Annotated in this window: 16 protein-coding genes; 12 read left to right on the top strand and 4 right to left on the bottom strand. The window is 63.4% G+C overall.

The genetic code is table 11. The features are described 5' to 3' along the window. Nucleotides 1-2: 2 nt before the first annotated feature. Together CLU90_RS27330 and CLU90_RS27325 are read right to left on the bottom strand one after the other, a co-directional pair. Nucleotides 3-833 carry a transporter substrate-binding domain-containing protein gene (locus CLU90_RS27330; protein ID WP_092718666.1) on the bottom strand — a complete coding sequence of 277 codons (831 nt, stop codon included), beginning with the start codon at nt 831-833 and terminating at the stop codon, nt 3-5. A gap of 91 nt (nt 834-924) precedes the next feature. Then, nucleotides 925-3,009, bottom strand: a complete 2,085-nt coding sequence (locus tag CLU90_RS27325; protein ID WP_157808910.1) for a serine hydrolase domain-containing protein — start codon at nt 3,007-3,009, stop codon at nt 925-927. Nucleotides 3,010-3,173: 164 nt separating this feature from the next. On the opposite strand from CLU90_RS27325, the gene CLU90_RS27320 reads away from it, so the two are divergent. Both CLU90_RS27320 and CLU90_RS27315 read left to right on the top strand, forming a co-directional pair. Next, complete coding sequence (locus CLU90_RS27320) at nt 3,174-4,823, top strand: histidine kinase (protein ID WP_092718660.1); 1,650 nt, start codon at nt 3,174-3,176, stop codon at nt 4,821-4,823. Next, entirely contained in the window at nt 4,820-5,509 is a 690-nt protein-coding gene (locus CLU90_RS27315) for a LytR/AlgR family response regulator transcription factor (protein WP_092718657.1), read from the top strand. Before CLU90_RS27320 ends, CLU90_RS27315 begins: the two co-directional genes overlap by 4 nt. A gap of 4 nt (nt 5,510-5,513) precedes the next feature. Here CLU90_RS27315 and CLU90_RS27310 read toward each other — a convergent pair whose 3' ends face one another. Both CLU90_RS27310 and CLU90_RS27305 read right to left on the bottom strand, forming a co-directional pair. Continuing rightward, nucleotides 5,514-6,386 carry a zinc-dependent peptidase gene (locus CLU90_RS27310; protein ID WP_092718654.1) on the bottom strand — a complete coding sequence of 291 codons (873 nt, stop codon included), beginning with the start codon at nt 6,384-6,386 and terminating at the stop codon, nt 5,514-5,516. Between the two features lie 234 nt (nt 6,387-6,620). Further along, nucleotides 6,621-7,121 (bottom strand): winged helix-turn-helix domain-containing protein, encoded by a 501-nt coding sequence (locus CLU90_RS27305; RefSeq protein WP_223278908.1) that lies wholly within the window; start codon nt 7,119-7,121, stop codon nt 6,621-6,623. 467 nt (nt 7,122-7,588) lie between these two features. Here CLU90_RS27305 and CLU90_RS27300 point away from each other — a divergent pair, with 467 nt between their 5' ends. The 10 genes from CLU90_RS27300 to CLU90_RS27255 all read left to right on the top strand — a co-directional run bounded on the left by CLU90_RS27300 (nt 7,589) and on the right by CLU90_RS27255 (nt 16,441). Then, nucleotides 7,589-7,825 (top strand): hypothetical protein, encoded by a 237-nt coding sequence (locus tag CLU90_RS27300; RefSeq protein ID WP_092718652.1) that lies wholly within the window; start codon nt 7,589-7,591, stop codon nt 7,823-7,825. Between the two features lie 398 nt (nt 7,826-8,223). Next, nucleotides 8,224-9,225 carry an ABC transporter substrate-binding protein gene (locus CLU90_RS27295; protein ID WP_092718649.1) on the top strand — a complete coding sequence of 334 codons (1,002 nt, stop codon included), beginning with the start codon at nt 8,224-8,226 and terminating at the stop codon, nt 9,223-9,225. Between the two features lie 36 nt (nt 9,226-9,261). After that, nucleotides 9,262-10,071 carry an ABC transporter permease gene (locus CLU90_RS27290; RefSeq protein WP_442906724.1) on the top strand — a complete coding sequence of 270 codons (810 nt, stop codon included), beginning with the start codon at nt 9,262-9,264 and terminating at the stop codon, nt 10,069-10,071. 11 nt (nt 10,072-10,082) lie between these two features. After that, nucleotides 10,083-10,874, top strand: a complete 792-nt coding sequence (locus tag CLU90_RS27285) for an ABC transporter ATP-binding protein (RefSeq protein WP_092718644.1) — start codon at nt 10,083-10,085, stop codon at nt 10,872-10,874. 122 nt (nt 10,875-10,996) lie between these two features. Beyond that, entirely contained in the window at nt 10,997-12,895 is a 1,899-nt protein-coding gene (locus CLU90_RS27280; RefSeq protein WP_092718641.1) for a sensor histidine kinase, read from the top strand. Further along, the gene (locus tag CLU90_RS27275; RefSeq protein ID WP_092718638.1) at nt 12,882-14,228 is read left to right on the top strand and encodes a sigma-54-dependent transcriptional regulator; all 1,347 of its coding nucleotides are present in this window, start codon (nt 12,882-12,884) and stop codon (nt 14,226-14,228) included. The genes CLU90_RS27280 and CLU90_RS27275 overlap by 14 nt, the downstream gene beginning before the upstream one ends. Before the next feature lie 116 nt (nt 14,229-14,344). Continuing rightward, nucleotides 14,345-14,809 (top strand): hypothetical protein, encoded by a 465-nt coding sequence (locus CLU90_RS27270; protein WP_139178490.1) that lies wholly within the window; start codon nt 14,345-14,347, stop codon nt 14,807-14,809. Between the two features lie 27 nt (nt 14,810-14,836). Beyond that, nucleotides 14,837-15,349 carry a hypothetical protein gene (locus CLU90_RS27265; RefSeq protein WP_092718632.1) on the top strand — a complete coding sequence of 171 codons (513 nt, stop codon included), beginning with the start codon at nt 14,837-14,839 and terminating at the stop codon, nt 15,347-15,349. Nucleotides 15,350-15,463: 114 nt separating this feature from the next. Beyond that, entirely contained in the window at nt 15,464-15,793 is a 330-nt protein-coding gene (locus CLU90_RS27260) for a hypothetical protein (protein WP_139178488.1), read from the top strand. Between the two features lie 69 nt (nt 15,794-15,862). Then, a complete protein-coding gene (locus tag CLU90_RS27255; protein ID WP_139178486.1) occupies nt 15,863-16,441 on the top strand; it encodes a hypothetical protein in 579 nt (192 codons plus the stop codon). The last annotated feature ends 69 nt before the right edge of the window (nt 16,442-16,510 follow it).

Genomic DNA, 16,510 nt, shown 5'->3' with positions numbered 1-16,510 from the left:
ATTCAGGCGTCGATCTGGTCCGATTCAATCCTAAATGTGCGTTTCTGGAATTTCACATTGCTCGTCGGGCCATACCATTTGAAGAACAGTTTTTCTGCCTCGCCCGACTTTTCCAGTTCCCGCAGCACCTTATCGACGGCTGTTTTCACGCCCGTCTCGCCCTTGCGTATGCCGAAGGCAAACACTTCCTGGCTGATGTTTTGCGGCAGCACAATGTAATCCTTTTGCGCGGCGCCCAGCTTGGCGTAGTTGTTGAGCAAGGAAACTTCATCGTCGACATAGCCGACGCCTTTTCCCTGCTGCAAGCCCAGGTAAGCCTGGCCCGCCGTCTCGAACGTCACCACGTCCACGCCGGGCACGGCCTTGCGGATATTCGGCTCCTGCGTGCCGCCCTTGACGGTCAGCACTTTCTTGCCAGCCAGGCCAGCGACCGTCGTGATATTGCTGCTTTTTTTGACCAGCACGCGCTGGCCCGTGTAGAACGTGGACAGGGAAAAATCGACGAGCGCTTCGCGTTCCTTGTTGTGCGTCAGGGACGCCGTCAGGATGTCGATGCGGCCCTGCTGCAATTCGGGAATGCGGGCGGCCACGGCCAGTTGCTTGATCACCGGCTTGACGCCAAGGCCCTGGGCGATGGCGCGGCACAAGTCCACTTCATAGCCGACCAGCTGGCGCGACCTGGCGTCGATGAAACTGTTGGGCTCGTCCGTGCCCAGGGTGCCGCAGACCAGCTCGCCCTTTGCCTTGATGCTGGCCAGCTGGTCCGCTTGCGCCACCTGGGTGAAGGCAATGGTGGTGAAAAGAAGCGCGGCGAAGTGAAGACGGGTCTGCATGGGATTCCTCTGGTGGATAACGAATGCCGCCATTAGACCGCGGCGCTCTTATTTCCAAAAAGGAATCTTTTCACCCTTGCTTATAAAGAATTCATCTAAGACGGATGATCGCCGCTTTGGCGCCCACGGCACCCGGATAGCCGGGGTCGAGCTGCAGCGCCTGGCGGTAGGCTTCGATGGCCTGCGGGCGCAAGTCTTGCTCCACATAAAATTCGGCCAGACTGTCCTGCAGATTCGCGTTGCGCGGATGCAGGCTGACGGCCGCTTGCAGCACGGCCATGCCTTGCGCCACGGCACCGCTGCCTTTCAAACGGTAAGCTTCCAGGTTCAGCGCCGCCGGACTGGCCGCACCCAGCGGATCGCGCTCCAGCGCCAGGCGCAGGGCCGCGAGGGCCGCTTCCGGCTTGCCGGCATGCAGCAAAGTCAAGCCTTGCAGCGCATGCGCGCGGTCGCTGAGCGGATACAGTTCCACGGCCAGGCGGCCGGCCGCCAGCGCCGCCTCCATCTCGCCGCGCGCGGCCGACGCTTGCGCCAGCTCCTGCAGCTCGGGCACGAAATCGGGATAGGCGCGCTGGCCGCGGAAGGCCGTGCGCAACTGGCTATCGCGTGCGGCGATGGATACCGGCGCGGCCGGCCAGGCGATGGCGGCCGTGCGGTCCCAGCTGCCAGCCAGGGTCACGATGGCTTGCTCGAAGGAAGCCTCAAAACGGGGCAGGGTACCTGCCTGTGCTCCTTGCGACAACAGGATATAGTCGCGTGCAAACGCCAGCGCGCCACCGCGCGCGTATTGAGTCAGGTCGACGCCTGCCTCGCGCAACTGCCTGGCCATGCTGGCGCCGGCCGTGAGAAACACGCGGCCGCCTGCGGGATGGCGGGCCGCGTCGATGAAGGCGCGCGCCGCCTTGGCCTCCGGCGCCAGCGCTTGCCGGTTGATTTGCGTAAAGGCTTCGCGCGTGGCGGCCGCATCGGCATACGGCTGATCCGTGCGCTCGGCGTACGCCCTGCCCTCCTCGAACAGGCCTTGCGCCACTTGGTACGCGCGCTGCGCGCCCGCATCGGCGATATACGTGTTCAGCTGCCACGGTTCGCCCGTGACCACCTCGAACAGGCGCTGTACGAAGACTTCGGGATTGACGCGCTCGAGGTTGGCGGCGACGGCAAGGGTCAGCTTGCGCGATGGAAAACTGTACAGATAGGTGACGGTTTCCGGCTGCTGGCCGCTGTGGGCGATGGCGTAGCGCCCGCCCGTCGGGACGACTTCCCAGCCCATGCCATAGTCCGTCAAGCGGCCGGCGCGCGTGACCATCGGCTGCACCATCGCGGCCACGCTGGCCGCCGACAGGATCTTGCCTTCATGCACGCCCCTGCCAAACGCCAGCATGTCAGGCACGCTGGCGCGCGTGCCGCCGGCGGAAAAGCGGCTGCTGATGTCGACGAATTCCGCATTCTTCCACTCCTTGCCGTCCAGGCGGTAGCCGCGCGCGCGATGGGCGATCACGGCGTCCGGGTCATCCATCACGATGGTGTCCATGCCCAGCGGCCCCCACACGTGGCGCCGCATGTAGCCGCCATAGCTTTCGCCCGAGGCACTCTCGATGACGGCACCCAGCAGGTTGTAGCCATAGCTCGTGTAGCGGAAGCGCGTGCCCGGTTCGGCGATCAGGTCGAACTGTTCGAAGACGGCGATGGACTGGCGCGTATCCTTGTGTTCCTTGAAGTGCTTTTCCGCCTTGCTGTCGCGGTAGGCGTCGATGCCGCCCAGATGGCCCAGCAACTGGCGCACGGTCACGGGAAACGGCTTGACGGGGAAGTAGGGCACATAGGTTTGCACGGGTGCGTCCAGGTCGATCTTGCCCTGTTCGACCAGTTGCAAGATGGCCACCGCCGTCATGGGCTTGGTGACGGACGCGAGCCGGTAGCTGGACCGGGCCGTGGCCGGCACGCGGTTTTCCAGGTCCGCATAGCCATAGCCTTTGACCCACTCCACGTCGCCCTGGCTGAAACCGACGGTGACGCCCGGGATGCGTGCCGTGTCCATGCGCTGGGCCACCCAGCCGTCGAAGTCGGCCAGGCGCGCGGCCAGCGCAGGAGCGGGAACAGAAGCGGGAGCGGAAGCGGCCTGCGCCACGCCGCAAAACAGCGCCAGCGCGCCGGCGAAACAAGTCTTGCTTTGCATAGTCATGAGTCCATGGTGAGGGCCGTGTCCACAGCACGGCGCTGAGGCATGGTAAGTGTCTTTTACACATTGTTGGCGGGCCGTGCACGAACTGCACGTGGCCAGCACGAACGGCACCGAAGTGGGTGAAAATGTTGCAAAGGGTTGGCAAATGAGCAGCTACAATGCCCGCCATGCCCTCCTGCTTCCGCTACCTGCTGCTGTGCTGCCTGGCCTTGCCCTCTTTCGCCATGGGCATGGACAGGCTATCGCTGGCCGAAGGCTGGCGCGCCTGCGGCGTCAGTGCTGCCACGCCCGCCGCTTCGCTGCGCCAGCTGCTCAAGCCTGGCCAGCTGCTGTGCGCCGAGCGCGACATCACCGTGGCCGCCACGCCCTCGTCGACGCAGCTGCTGGTGCTGTCGGCGCTGGCCGCCAGCGAATTCTGGCTGGACGGCATATTGATCGGCAGCAATGGCCAGCCGGCCCGCCAGGCCAGCGGGGAGCGCGCGGGCGACATCGATTTCGCCATCCACCTGACGCCACGGCAGTTGTCCATGGGCACGCACCATCTGCGCCTGCTGCTGTCGACGCAGCAGGCGCCGGCCCGCCTGGCGTCGCCATTCTATGCGCTGTACCTGGTCGACCGGCAAGACTACCGCGCAGCGCTGGCCTGGTACCGGCTGCCGCCGCTGCTGCTGGCCGGGGCTCTGGGCGCCGCCGCCCTGCTTTTCTTTTCCTTGACGACGCTGTACCAGCGGCAGCGGCACTGGGCCATGTTTGCCGCGCTGTGCCTGGTGGCGGCGCTGCTGCTGGTGGTGGAACTCTGGCGCAGCGTTGCCGGCTATGCCTATCCCTTGCACTTGCCGCGCCTGTACGCCGTCAGCGCCCTGACCTGGCTGTTTTCCGCCTTGCTGCCCCTGTATTTTTATACGGCATACCGGCTGCCGCGCTGGCCGCTGGCGGCGGCCTTGCTGCTGGCGGGCATCGCGCTGGCCGGCGCGCTGCCCGCGCATTTCGACTCGCGCTGCTGGTCGATGTTTTTGACGGGCCTGGCAGCGAGCCTGGCGCTCAACCTGGGCGCCCTGTGGCGCCGCCTGCCGGGCAGCCGCGGCGGCGCCTTGATCGCGCTGGCGTCTTGCGCCCTGTTCCTGCTGACGGGCAGCCAGTTTGCCGAAGGCGGCTTCGCCCTCGTCGTGTGTTTCTTGCTGCTGCCCCTGTGCGCGCAATTGCTGGCCCAGCTGCTGCGCGAACGCGGCAAGGCGGCGCGTGCCCGGCAGCTGGAAAACCAGCTCTTGCGCAAAAGCATGCAACCGCATTTCCTGATGAATTCCCTGAGCCTGATCGGCGAACTCAATGCGCAATCGCCGCAGGCGGCCGAAACCTTCATCGAAGCGCTGGGCGCCGAGTTGCGCATGCTCAACGAGTTCGCCCAGCAGCCCAGCATTGCACTGACGCAGGAACTGGCCCTGTGCCAGAATTACCTGAGTATCATGGGCACGCGGCTGCAGCAACCGTGCAGCCTGCAGCTCGATGGCGAAGCGGCAGGCATCACCGTGCCGCCCGCCATGTTGCTGACGGCGCTGGAAAATGCGTTCAGCCACAACCGCTACCGCCACGGCGCGGTCTTTATCCTGCGCATCGCACACCATACGCAAACGCAGGTGCTCACCCTGCTCCTGCCTGAAGGCGAGACGCGACCGCACGCGGGCGGCGGCGTGGGCGAACAGTACATCCGCGCCAGCCTGCACGCCGTGTTTGGCGACAGCGCCCGCTATGACAGCGCGCCACGGCAACCAGGCTGGCGCCTCACCTTTACCTTGCCGGCGGCGCCATGAAGGTGTTGATACTGGAAGATGAACCGCTGATCGCGCAAGGCCTCGAACGCGAGGTGCGCGCGCATTTCGGCGCGCGCCTCGGCAATCTCGTGCTGCATGACAATGTCCCGCAAGCGCTGGCCGCGCTGGCCCAGGGACAGGTCGACTTGCTGCTGCTGGACTTGAACCTGCATGGCGCGGACGGCTATGACTTGCTGCGCCTGGCCCAGACAGCCCCGTTGCAGACCATCATCGTCTCGGCCCACGCGGAACGCTCGATCACGGCCTTCGAGTTCGGCGTGCTCGACTTCGTTGCCAAGCCTTTCAGCCGCGAACGGCTGCACAAGGCGCTGCAACGCTATACGGGACGGCATACGCAAGCGGCCTCGCTGGCCGTCAAGAAACGCGGGGCGCTGGAATGGATCGCCATGGCCGACATCGACCACGTACAAGCCGATGGCCACTACAGCAACATCGTGCTGCGCAGCGGCGAACAGTGTTTTCACGACCTGGCCATCGACAAGCTCATGGCCCTGCTGCCGCCCCACTTCCTGCGCGTGCACCGCTCCTACATCGTCAACAGCCTGGGTTTCAAAAGGCTGCAGATCGCGGCGGGCGGCAAATACGCGCTCGACACGCAAACGAGCACGGGCATACCCGTGTCGCGCAGCAGCTATCCCGCGCTGAAACGGCGGCTGCTGGGCTGAACGCCTACCAGTGCGGCGCGTAGTTGGGAAACGGCGAGGCCATGTGCTCGGGCTCCAAGGGCGGCGCCATCCAGTCGCGCGGATCGACCTTGTAGTACTGCAAGAATTGCGCGTACAGTTCCTCGTGGTGCTCGGCCATCTGGTACGGTTTTTCAAAGAAGGTTTCCGTGGCCACGGCAAAGAATTCGGCGGGATTCGTGGCGCCGTAATGGTCCATCACGCTGTGCTGCTGGTAGATGGCGTCATGGCGCAGGTTGTCGAAGTCGCGCGACAGCACGGTGGCCCAGCTGCGGTAGCTCGACACGCTGGGCAAATACGGTGCGCCATTCGCGGCGCCCGATTCGCTGTCGAGCTGGTGGGCAAATTCATGCAGCACGACATTGTGGCCATCGGTCCAGTCGGCCGCCCCGCGCTGCACGTGGTCCCAGGCCAGCACCACTCTGCCATCGCCCCAGGATTCGCCCAACAAACCATTGGCCGATGGCGTGACCACGCCGCCCGGCCCCACTTCATCGCGCGTGACGATGAATTCCGTGGGATACACGAGGATGGTGTCGAGTTCCGGATACACCTGGGTCTGGCGGTTCAGCAGCAGCAAACAAGCCTGGCCGGCGATGGTATAGCGCATCTCGTCCGTGATCTCCAGGCCGCCGCAACCGACGAATTTCTTCTGATACAGGAATTGCACGACGAGGCGGCGCAATTGTTCCTGCAGCGGCGCCGGCATGCGGGGATAGACGGGAATATTCTTTTCCAGCACGGCCAGGCCTTCAGCCGGCAAGGGCCTGGACAGGGCCCGCTTCAGGCGCCAGCGGGGAAACCACAGCGAAAAGACGATGGCGGCCGTGACGAGGGCGATCCACAGCAGCGGATTCATGCGGCGGCCCGCGTCAGGACTATGGCGGCGATGGGGCAAAAGAACACGGCGTAGGCAGACAAGGACAAGCTCCTTCAAGTGAACCCGCGCGTTGCGGGCAGCAGTCCAGCCCACATGGGGATGCTTGCAGTCTTTTCAATCAGACGACGTAAAATGGCCTGCCCCAACGCCAAAAGCCGGGTTGCAACCCGGCTTTCATTACAACGTCACAACGCCTGACAAAACCGTCAGCTATTACTCGGCCGACTTTTGCTGCGGCGCACCGAACAAGGCTGCCACCAGCGGATCGCGCGTCACGGGACCGCGGTTGACGCGGATGGCGTAATGCGTGTCATCGGCCAGGATGTGGAAGTGACGGCCGCTGCCTGCCATGCTTTGCTCGCGCAGGCCTGGGCGGTCCTTGCGCGGTGGCGCGCCTTCGCGTTTCGGCTGGACGATGGCGGCCAGGAAGGCGCGCACGCGCTCAGGGTCAGGGGTCAGCTGGTACACTGCCTTGCCCAGGTAGGTGGCGGTACCTTCGATGTAGCGTGCCAGTTCGATCACGCCCGCCTCGCGCAGGTCGCGGATGTATTTGCGGGCGCCCGATGGCGAAAACTTGAGGAACCAGGCGATTTCATCGGCCAGCATCTCGTGCAGCGACAATTCGCCGATCAGCTTTTGCATGTTCTCGATGCGGCGCAGGGTGGCCGACGTCGAACGCACGCGCTCGATCGGTGCCATGGAAATGGGATTCATGCGTTCCGGGGGGATGGGTGCTGCGCGTTCGACCATTTGCGAGCCTTTTTCGGGGCTACGAAGTTCCTGGTGCGCTGCCTTTAATTCGCTCTTCACGTGAGACTGAGTCATTGCATGCATTTGAATACTCCTTTTAAACGATTGCCGGTAGCCCGGATTGTTAAGTTCTTGGCAATTTTTATACCAGAACGCCACGAATCCTGAGCGTCTGGGCACAGAATGCCTGTGTCGGCGGCTGCGGTCTGTGCGTTAACGAACATTAGAAGCAAGAAAGTGAAAAATATTGCCCTACTGAATTATTTCTCTCGTGGCATTCAAAAATGACATCTCCAAACTCCGTACTCGCATTTGCACACAAAGTGAAATAGCGAACAGAAGCGTGGGCACTCTTGCAATAAATTCAAGCCTCTTGGGCGGCGCCCGCCGCCCGCATCGCGCCAATCTTGATACTTTGCAAAGGAACCATCATGAACATGCCTAGTCTGCTGGCCGCCGCCGCCCTGATCACCTTGTCCGCCTGCAAAAAACCGGCCGAAGCACCGCTGCCGGAAACGGCACCCAATCCCAGTTCCGCGCCACAAGTGATGCCGCCTCCCGTCGCGCCAGCCACGCCGGAAGCGGGTCCTGGCAGCACGACGCCGCCCGCGCCGCTGACGGACCCGGCCACCGCACCCGCCCTGCCGCCCGCCACGACGCCGAAGTAAGCGCGGCAGACAGAGCTATCCATCAAGCGCCCGCGCGGCGCCGCCCCTACTCCACGGGGGAGTTACGCGTTGCCAGCCTGTTTGCAACGCGTTTTTTTACGATTGGAGTCGGCCATGCCATGAAGGTTCAACGGCATGTAAGCCCGCAAGCCGATATCGAACCAGACCCCTCCAAAATGCGGCAATCCGCACAGCCATTCCACTCGCCGTGCGGAAAGTCGGAATTCCACCATTTCCCATTTTCAACAGATTCAAATTAAACCTTTATAAACAATCACTTGCAATAAACGCCAAAATGCGCTCCACTGGCACGGAAGATGCTTTTATATTTTCATACCGCCGTCAGAGCGGCAGCCTGACCCATATATAAAAACCATCTACCTTTTGGAGACAACAGCATGGCACGCACCTTCCGCATCTCGTCCTTCCTGAACACCAAGGCACTGGCCATCGCCGTCGCGCTGGCCGCGCAATTCCCGCTGGCCGTGCATGCGGCCGATACCGTACGTCTGGGCAACCTGAAATTCGCCCATTACGGCGCCGTCGCCTACATGAAGGAAATCGCGCCGAAATACGACCTGAAAATCGAAGAGCGCATCTTCGCCAAGGGCCTCGACATCGTGCCGGCCATGATCGCCGGCGAAATCGACGTGTCGGCCAGCGCGCTGGAAGCGGCCATCACGGGCCGCGCCACGGGCTTGCCCGTCTACCTGGTGGGCGGCTTCGCCAAGGGCGGCGTGCAGATCGTCGGCCGCCCGGACTTGAACATCAAGGGCATCGCCGACCTGAAAGGCAAGAAAGTCGGCGTCACGCGCGGTGGCCCGCAGGAAATCCTGCTGTTTGCCGAATTGTCGAAGGCGAACCTGACCTGGTCCGACAAGCCGGGCAAGGACGTGCAGATCCTGTACATGGGCTACCCGGACCTGAACCAGGCACTGCTGACCAAGGATATCGACGCCATGAGCCAGTCCGAGCCGTACTCCACGCAAGCCATCCACAAGAAATACGGTTCGGCCATCCTCAAGCCTTACGACACCCCGCTGGGCGAGCCCGTGCGCGCGCTCGTGATGACGGAAAAGATGTACAAGGAAAAGCCGGCCGTGGCCCAGCGCTTCATGGATTGCTTCGTCGCCGCCACCCGCGCCTTCCTGGCCGACCCGAAACTGGCGGAAAAATACGTGCGCGAATCGATGTTCAAGAACCAGATCACGAGCGATGATTACCGCGACGCCATCGACAATGCCATCTTCACGGAAGACATCACGCAAAGCCACGTGCAGCTGACCACCGACTACATGATGAAATTCGGCGTGGGCCGCATGGCCAAGCCGCCTGTCGCCAAGGATTGGGTCAAGCTGGACCTGCTGGAAAAAGCCAAGAAATCCTACGCTCCACGCTAATCACGCCAATCTGAAAGTCTCACGATGAATATGCAAATGATGAAACGCTTCGCGCACGGTGCCGCCGTGCCCGTCGCCGTGCTGTTGCTGTGGCAAGCCATGTCGACCTTCGGCTGGATCAATCCGCAAATCCTGCCCTCGCCCGTGGCCGTGGTGGTGAAGTGGTATGAATACCTGATGCCGCTGCAAGCGTACACGCCCGAAGCGGGCAATTACCTGGTGTGGATGTTCTCGGGCGAATTGCCGCACGACGCCTGGGCCAGCCTGTCGCGCGTGCTGGGCGGCTTTGCCATCGGCGCCGGCCTGGCCTTGCCGCTGGGTTTGCTGATGGGCACCAACAAGACCATCTACAAACTGTTCGACCCGCTGGTGCAGGTGCTGCGCCCGATTCCGCCCATCGCCTACATTCCGCTGGCGATCTTGTGGTTCGGCCTGGGCAATCCACCTGCGTTCTTCCTGATCAGCATCGGTTCCTTCTTCCCCGTGCTGATGAATACCATCGCCGGCGTGCGCCAGGTCGACGGCATCTATATCCGCGCCGCGCGCAACCTGGGCGCTAGCCAGATGACGATGTTCCGCCGCGTCATCCTGCCGGCCGCCACGCCGTATATTTTGGCCGGCGCGCGCATCGGCATGGGCACGGCCTTCATCGTCGTGATCGTGGCGGAAATGATCGCCGTCAACAGCGGCCTCGGCTTCCGCATCCTGGAAGCGCGCGAGTACTTCTGGTCCGACAAGATTATCGCCGGCATGTTCACCATCGGCCTGTTCGGCCTGGCCATCGATATCGCCATGAATGCCCTGAATAATCATTTGCTGCAGTGGCACCGCGGCCTGGAACACTGAGAGGAACGGCCATGACCACGATCAATATCAATGCAGTCAATAAAATCTTCACCACGGGCGGCGCGGACGTCATCGCCCTGAAGGACATCAACCTGGAAATCGCCAGCGGCGAGTTCATCTGCCTGCTGGGACCGTCCGGCTGCGGCAAGTCGACCCTGTTGAACGCCATCGCCGGCTTCTCGCAGCCGACGTCGGGCCAGATCTTGGCCGGCGGCAAGCTGATCACAGAACCCGGTCCCGACCGCGGCATGGTGTTCCAGGAATACGCGCTGTTCCCGTGGATGAGCATCGAAGCCAATATCGCTTTCGGCCTGGAAATCGCCGGCAAGACGCCGGCCGAGATCCGCGAACGGGTCGACATGCTGCTGAGCATGCTGGGCTTGACGGAATTCCGTGCCCGCTACCCGAAAGACTTGTCGGGCGGCATGCGCCAGCGCGTGGCCATCGCCCGCGTGCTGGCTCTCGATTCGCCCATCATGCTGATGGATGAACCGTTCGGCGCGCTGGACGCCTTGACGCGACGCAACCTGCAAGATGAATTGCTGAAAATCTGGAAAGTCTTCGGCACCACCATCGTGTTCGTCACGCACTCGATCGAGGAATCGATCTACCTGGCCGACCGCACTATCGTCATGACCTACCGTCCCGGCACCATCAAGCGCGACGTGGCCATCGACCTGCCCCGCCCGCGCGACCCGAGCGACCCCGAGTTCAACCGCTTGAAGCGCATGCTGGGCGAGATGGTGATGGAAGAGCAGCAGCGTCATCACAATGCGGAGACGATGGCAAGTACCGCTGATTAATCGTCGTGCAAGCTAACCCGAAAGCAAGTGCCGGGGTCGGACCTTAAGGTCCGACCCCAGTCTTCGACTTGCGGGTTTCAGCCTTACAATACCGTCGTATTTCACCCGACACACGGAGCACCATGGCAGCCGGCAAATGGCCCCTGAGACAGCTACTCGCCCCCCTGCTGGCCGTGGGGTCGCTGGTCGTGCTGGCGTGGGCGTCGTATGCCTGGGTGCGGCAGCGCCAGCTCGATGAATTGCACCGCACCCTCGATTCGCGCGCGGAACTGTATGCGGCGTCCATCGGCGGCGCACTCAACAAGTACGAATTCCTGCCCCTGGCCGTGGCCCAGAGCGATGCGGTGGCGCAATTGCTGGAACAGCCCAGCGCCGACAAGGTCACGCAGATCAACGCCTACCTGGTCGACATGAACCGCCGCGCGGGCGCCTTTGCCGTCTACGTGCTCGACGACAAGGGCACGACCCTGGCGTCGAGCAACTGGCAAGACCGCAGCTCGTACGTGGGCGTCAACTACGGCTTCCGTCCGTATTTCAAGAACGCCATCGCGGGCGGCATCGGCCGCTTCTACGGCATCGGTTTTTCCACCTTCGAGGCCGGCTATTTCATTTCGCAGCCCGTGCAGCGCGACGGGCGCATCATCGGCATCGTCGCCGCCAAGGTCAACCTGGACTGGATCGAGCAATCGTGGCGCACGCCCGGCGCGGGCGAACAGATCTGGGTCAAGGATGCGAATGGCGTGATCATCCTGGCCACCACACCCGCCTTCAAGTTCAAGACGCTCGCCCCGCTGTCGGCGGACGCCAAGAAGGACATCAGCGAACAGCGCCAGTTCCTGCAGGAAAATCTCCCCATCCTGCCGCACCGCGTCAGCCGCCAGTTCGCCGACGGCGCCAGCGTGATGACACTGGAACGTCCGCAGGCTGGCGACACCCCCGCCCTGTCCGGCAGCGCCGACTATCTGGCAGTGAACCGCGCCTTGGGCCCGTTGCAATGGCAGATCACCGTGCTGGCCGAGCTCGACCAGGTGAGTGAGGCGGCGCGCAACGCGGCCATCGCCGCCGCGCTGGGCTGGGCCTCGCTGCTGCTGGCCCTGATGTATGCGCGCCAGCGCCGGCGCCGCATCGCCGACAAGCTCAATGCGCAACAAACCCTGGCGCGCGCGTATGAACAGCTGGAAATCAAGGTCGAGCAGCGCACGGCCGACCTCGTCCATGCGAATGGCCGCCTGCAGGCCGAGGTGACGGAACGCGAGCGGGCCGAGCAAACCTTGCGCTATGCGCAGGCCGAACTGGTGCAAAGCGGCAAGCTGGCGGCCATCGGCCAGATGGCGGCCGGCGTCACGCACGAGCTGAACCAGCCGCTGGCCGCCCTGCAAACGTTTTCCGACAATGCCAAGGTGTTCCTGGCGCGCGGTCAGATCGACGACGCGCTCGACAACCTGTCGACCATATCCGACCTCGTCAAGCGTCTCGGCTATGTGACGTCGCAACTGAAAGGCTTTGCCCGGCGCAGCGACGATGCCCGCAAGCCCGTCAGCGTGCGCCAGGCGTTCGCGCAAACCATGCTGCAAATCCGCACGCGCAAGAACTCGCAGCGTTTGACCCTGCATGAAAGCTGGCTGGAGGATGACATCATCGTGCTGTGCAACGCCATCGGCCTGGAACAGGTGTTTACCAACCTGATCACGAACGCCATGGATGCCGTGCCGGAAAGCGAGCCCGTGCAAATCTGGTTCCAGGTGCGCCGCGAAAACGACCTTGCCGTGCTGCATATCACCGATAATGGCCCCGGCATCCCGCTGGCCTCGCTCGACAAGATTTTCGACCCCTTCTACACCACCAAGGAACACGGGCTGGGCTTGGGTTTGTCGATCAGCGCTGGCATACTGCGCGCAGCCGGCAGCGCCCTGGCCGTGCGCAACCGCAGCGCGCAGGAAGGGGGCGGTGCGCAATTTACCATCACCCTGAGCTGCGACCCGGGGGAGAGAGACAAGGAAACATCTGATGCACGAGAATAATTTTGAAGGCATGCAAGTGCTGCTGGTGGAAGACGACGCCGTCGTGCGCAAGGGCGCCCGGCAATCGCTGGAACTGGCGGGCTTGCAAGTGACGGCCGTCGCCACGGCCGAGGAAGCGCTGCCCTATCTGGTGCCCGAATTTGCGGGCATTTTATTGAGCGACATCAAGCTGCCGGGCATGGATGGCTTGAAACTGCTCGATATCGCCGTGGCGCAGGATGCCAGCCTGCCCGTCATCCTCGTCACGGGCCACGGCGACGTGTCGATGGCCGTGGGCGCCATGCGCCGTGGCGCCTACGATTTCATCGAAAAACCGTTTTCCGCCGACTTGCTGGTGGAAGTGTGCCGCCGCGCACTCGACAAGCGCCACCTGGTGCTGGAAAACATGAACTTGCGCCGCCAGCTCGAGCAGCGCGTCGGCATCGAGGCGCGCATCGTCGGTCGCAGCGCGGCCATGGCCAAGGTGCGCCAGCTGGTGCTGAACCTGGCGCCGAAATCGGCCGACATCATCATCCTCGGCGAAACGGGGACGGGCAAGGAACTGATCGCCCGCTGCCTGCACGACTTCAGCGAGCGGCGCGACCATCCTTTCGTGGCCATCAACTGCGGCGCCCTGCCCGAGTCGATCTTCGAATCGGAACTGTTCGGCCACGAGGAAGGCGCGTTTACGGGCGCGCAGCGCCAGCGCATCGGCAAGATCGAGTACGCGAACGGCGGCACCCTGTTCCTCGATGAAATCGAAAGCATGCCGCTGGCCCTGCAAGTGAAACTGCTGCGCGTGCTGCAGGAGCGGCAGGTGGAACGGCTCGGTTCGAACAAACTCATTTCCGTCAATTTCCGCGTGATCGCCGCCGCCAAGGAAGATTTGAATGTGCTGGCCGAACAGGGCAAGTTCCGGCCCGACCTGTATTACCGCCTGAACGTGGCCAGCCTGACCCTGCCCGCCCTGCGCAACCGGCGCGAGGATATCCCGCTGCTGTTCGAGTTCTTCGTGCTGCAGGCGGCGCTGCGCTATGGCCAGCCGGCCGCCCTCGTCAGCGGCGAACTGGTCGCGTCCCTGATGGCGCAGCGCTGGGCCGGCAATGTGCGCGAGCTGCACAACGTGGCCGACCGCTTCGTGCTGGGTCTGCTCGACGACACGCTGAGCCCGGCCGGCTGCCGCGAAGCGTCGCTGGCCGAGCAGGTGGACACGTTCGAAATTTCCATCATCGAGGAAGCCTTGCGCCGCCACAATGGCAACGTCGTCGACGCGGCCGCCAGCTTGAATATTCCAAAGAAAACCCTGTACGACAAGCTCAAGCGTTTCGACATTTCAACCGAGCAGTTCCGCTGACGCCTGCGCCGCGACCAGCCATGCCCCCACAGCAGCAGGCGGCGCGCTCCTACTTGCCGCCCTGCCCGCGCGTGCCAGAATCGTGACTCCATTTCCTGCCACGAGAAGGAGTTCCCATGAAACCATCCGCATTGATGCTGGCCATCCTGCTGTTCGGTAGTGCAAGCGCCCTGGCACAGGCGCAATCGACGGGCACCGGCAATACCACGGGCAGCACTGGCAACACCGGTACGTCCGCCCAGCAAAATACATCGCAAGACGACACGACGACGACGCGCAAACATGGCAAGAAACAGCACAAGAAATCGGACAAATCGCGCAGCCACGACACGGGACAATCGACCAGCGGCAGCAACTCGGGCGGCGGCGCCCCGGGCAGCGCCGGCCAGTCCGCAGGCAACGCCGCGCGCAGCGGCACGCAGAACATGAACGGCAACACGGGCGGCACAGGCACGTCGGGGACTTCCGGCAATAGCGGCACCTCTGGCACGTCGGGCAACACCGGCAACAGCGGCAACAGCGGCAATTCCGGCACCACGGGCAACACGGGCGTGGTGCCGCCGCGCCAGCCCGGCCGCTAAGCGCCGCCAACGCGGCACGGGACGGCCATGACGGCGCTGCAGGTCGCGCTGCTGTTGCACGGCCTGCTGGGCGGGGCCGACGTCATCCTCAACCACGAGCTGCTCGTGCGGCTGCCGTCGCGTCCGGGCGCGGCCGCCGAGCAGCGCCTGCACAGCGCGCGCGAAGCCATCTTCGGCCTGCTGTTTCCCTCGCTGGGCCTGTTCAGCTGGCATGGCTGGCTGGCCTGGTGGCCCGTGGCATTGCTGCTGGCGGAGATACTGGTCTCGCTGCGCGACACCGTGGTCGAAGGCGACACGCGCCGCTTGCCCGTGCCAGAACGCATCTTGCACGTCCTGCTGTTCATTAACCTGGGCGTGATCGCCACCTTGCTGTTGCAAGCGCTGCCCGGCTGGCTTGCCCTGCCGACCGCCATGCAAGCCCTGCCGCCCAGCGCAGCTGGCCAGTGGCTGGCCGCCATGGGTGCCATCTCGCTGGCATGGTGCGTGCGCGATGGCTTGAGCGCGCGGCGCCTGCGCTTGCGTGCGGGTCAACAGGCTTAAACACTGGCAATATGCTCACACGCGCATGCGGCATATTCCTACTTGGAAACGGCGACACGCATGTGACAATCTAGCCTCGACAGCAACTCCCAACTTTGACACAGGACACGCACCATGAAAACTCCCGCTCTCTTGCTGGCAGCCATCCTGATGACCATCGGCGGCGCCTGGGTGCAAGCCCAGTCGACGACGAACGTCAACCAGACGGGCAACCACACCAACAATGCCAACGATCCGGGCCAGCAATCGGATGCCTCCGACAAGCTCGACAACAAAGGCAAGCTGGTCCACGACGCCAAGCCCGCCAAGACCCGCACGGACAAACGCACTCGGCGCGGAAAACCGACGGCCAATCACGGGAACAAGCCACACAGCGGCGCGCCTACCGAGCCGCCAGCGTCGACGCCAGCGGTCCCCAGCATCCCCGTCGCCCCCACCAAATAAGTTCAGCACTGCGCCACCTTGCTTCCAGGCACGCTATCATCGCGCCTTTACAAGATAGCCAGGAAGACAATGAAAGCAGCATGGTTCGGGATGATGGCAGCAGGCGTTTTGGCGGCCGCGAGCGTACGGGCGGCGCCCACGGTGGGCGAGTGCATGGAATTGACGACGGGCATCAAGTTCAGCAAGAACAATGGCGATGCGCAAGTCAATGTCGAGGAAAACTTTGAAGGCAAGAAACAGAAGGGCACGCAGCTGATCCTCAACGGCGGCGTGCTGCTGGCCACGTCCTACCAGGACATCCGCGATGGCCAGGTATTCCTGACGGGCAACGTCCACTACAATGAAGACGGCACCGTGCGCAGCAAGAACGTCTACACGCCGCAGTCCGCCATCCCCGCCAACATGCGCCCCGGCCAGGAAGTGCGCGTGCAATTTTCGGACACGCAAACGAGCACCCACTACCCGCTGGCGGGCCAGTCCGACAAGATCACCACCTCCACGCGCACGGACGAGCGCAACTTCTCCATCACCTTCCTCGGCTGGGAACGCCTGGAGCTGGGCGGCCGCCGCTTCCCCGACGCCTGCAAGTTCGAACTGCGCGACGTGGGCGGAAAAAGCAAAGGAAAAAGCGGCGAATACGTATGGTAAGCGCAGGGTTTCGGCGTGATCATGACGGACAAGCTGGACAAGAATGGCGAGGTGCAGCCCGCGTATCGG

The sequence above is a fragment of the Janthinobacterium sp. 67 genome (assembly GCF_002797895.1).
Taxonomy (GTDB): domain Bacteria; phylum Pseudomonadota; class Gammaproteobacteria; order Burkholderiales; family Burkholderiaceae_D; genus Janthinobacterium.
The sequence above is the reverse complement of the archived record's forward strand: the minus strand, read 5'-3'. Positions and strand labels throughout refer to the sequence as shown.

Bases quoted from the DNA above. Each gene is read 5' to 3' on its own strand.
- CLU90_RS27295 (WP_092718649.1), top strand. From the start codon at position 8,224: ATGGCACGCACCTTCCGCATCTCGTCCTTCCTGAACACCAAGGCACTG.
- CLU90_RS27270 (WP_139178490.1), top strand. From the start codon at position 14,345: ATGAAACCATCCGCATTGATGCTGGCCATCCTGCTGTTCGGTAGTGCA.
- CLU90_RS27260 (WP_139178488.1), top strand. From the start codon at position 15,464: ATGAAAACTCCCGCTCTCTTGCTGGCAGCCATCCTGATGACCATCGGC.
- CLU90_RS27285 (WP_092718644.1), top strand. From the start codon at position 10,083: ATGACCACGATCAATATCAATGCAGTCAATAAAATCTTCACCACGGGC.
- CLU90_RS27280 (WP_092718641.1), top strand. From the start codon at position 10,997: ATGGCAGCCGGCAAATGGCCCCTGAGACAGCTACTCGCCCCCCTGCTG.
- CLU90_RS27330 (WP_092718666.1), bottom strand. From the start codon at position 833: ATGCAGACCCGTCTTCACTTCGCCGCGCTTCTTTTCACCACCATTGCC.
- CLU90_RS27320 (WP_092718660.1), top strand. From the start codon at position 3,174: ATGCCCGCCATGCCCTCCTGCTTCCGCTACCTGCTGCTGTGCTGCCTG.
- CLU90_RS27310 (WP_092718654.1), bottom strand. From the start codon at position 6,386: ATGAATCCGCTGCTGTGGATCGCCCTCGTCACGGCCGCCATCGTCTTT.
- CLU90_RS27290 (WP_442906724.1), top strand. From the start codon at position 9,262: ATGATGAAACGCTTCGCGCACGGTGCCGCCGTGCCCGTCGCCGTGCTG.
- CLU90_RS27325 (WP_157808910.1), bottom strand. From the start codon at position 3,009: ATGCAAAGCAAGACTTGTTTCGCCGGCGCGCTGGCGCTGTTTTGCGGC.
- CLU90_RS27315 (WP_092718657.1), top strand. From the start codon at position 4,820: ATGAAGGTGTTGATACTGGAAGATGAACCGCTGATCGCGCAAGGCCTC.
- CLU90_RS27265 (WP_092718632.1), top strand. From the start codon at position 14,837: ATGACGGCGCTGCAGGTCGCGCTGCTGTTGCACGGCCTGCTGGGCGGG.
- CLU90_RS27305 (WP_223278908.1), bottom strand. From the start codon at position 7,121: ATGAATCCCATTTCCATGGCACCGATCGAGCGCGTGCGTTCGACGTCG.
- CLU90_RS27300 (WP_092718652.1), top strand. From the start codon at position 7,589: ATGAACATGCCTAGTCTGCTGGCCGCCGCCGCCCTGATCACCTTGTCC.
- CLU90_RS27275 (WP_092718638.1), top strand. From the start codon at position 12,882: ATGCACGAGAATAATTTTGAAGGCATGCAAGTGCTGCTGGTGGAAGAC.
- CLU90_RS27255 (WP_139178486.1), top strand. From the start codon at position 15,863: ATGAAAGCAGCATGGTTCGGGATGATGGCAGCAGGCGTTTTGGCGGCC.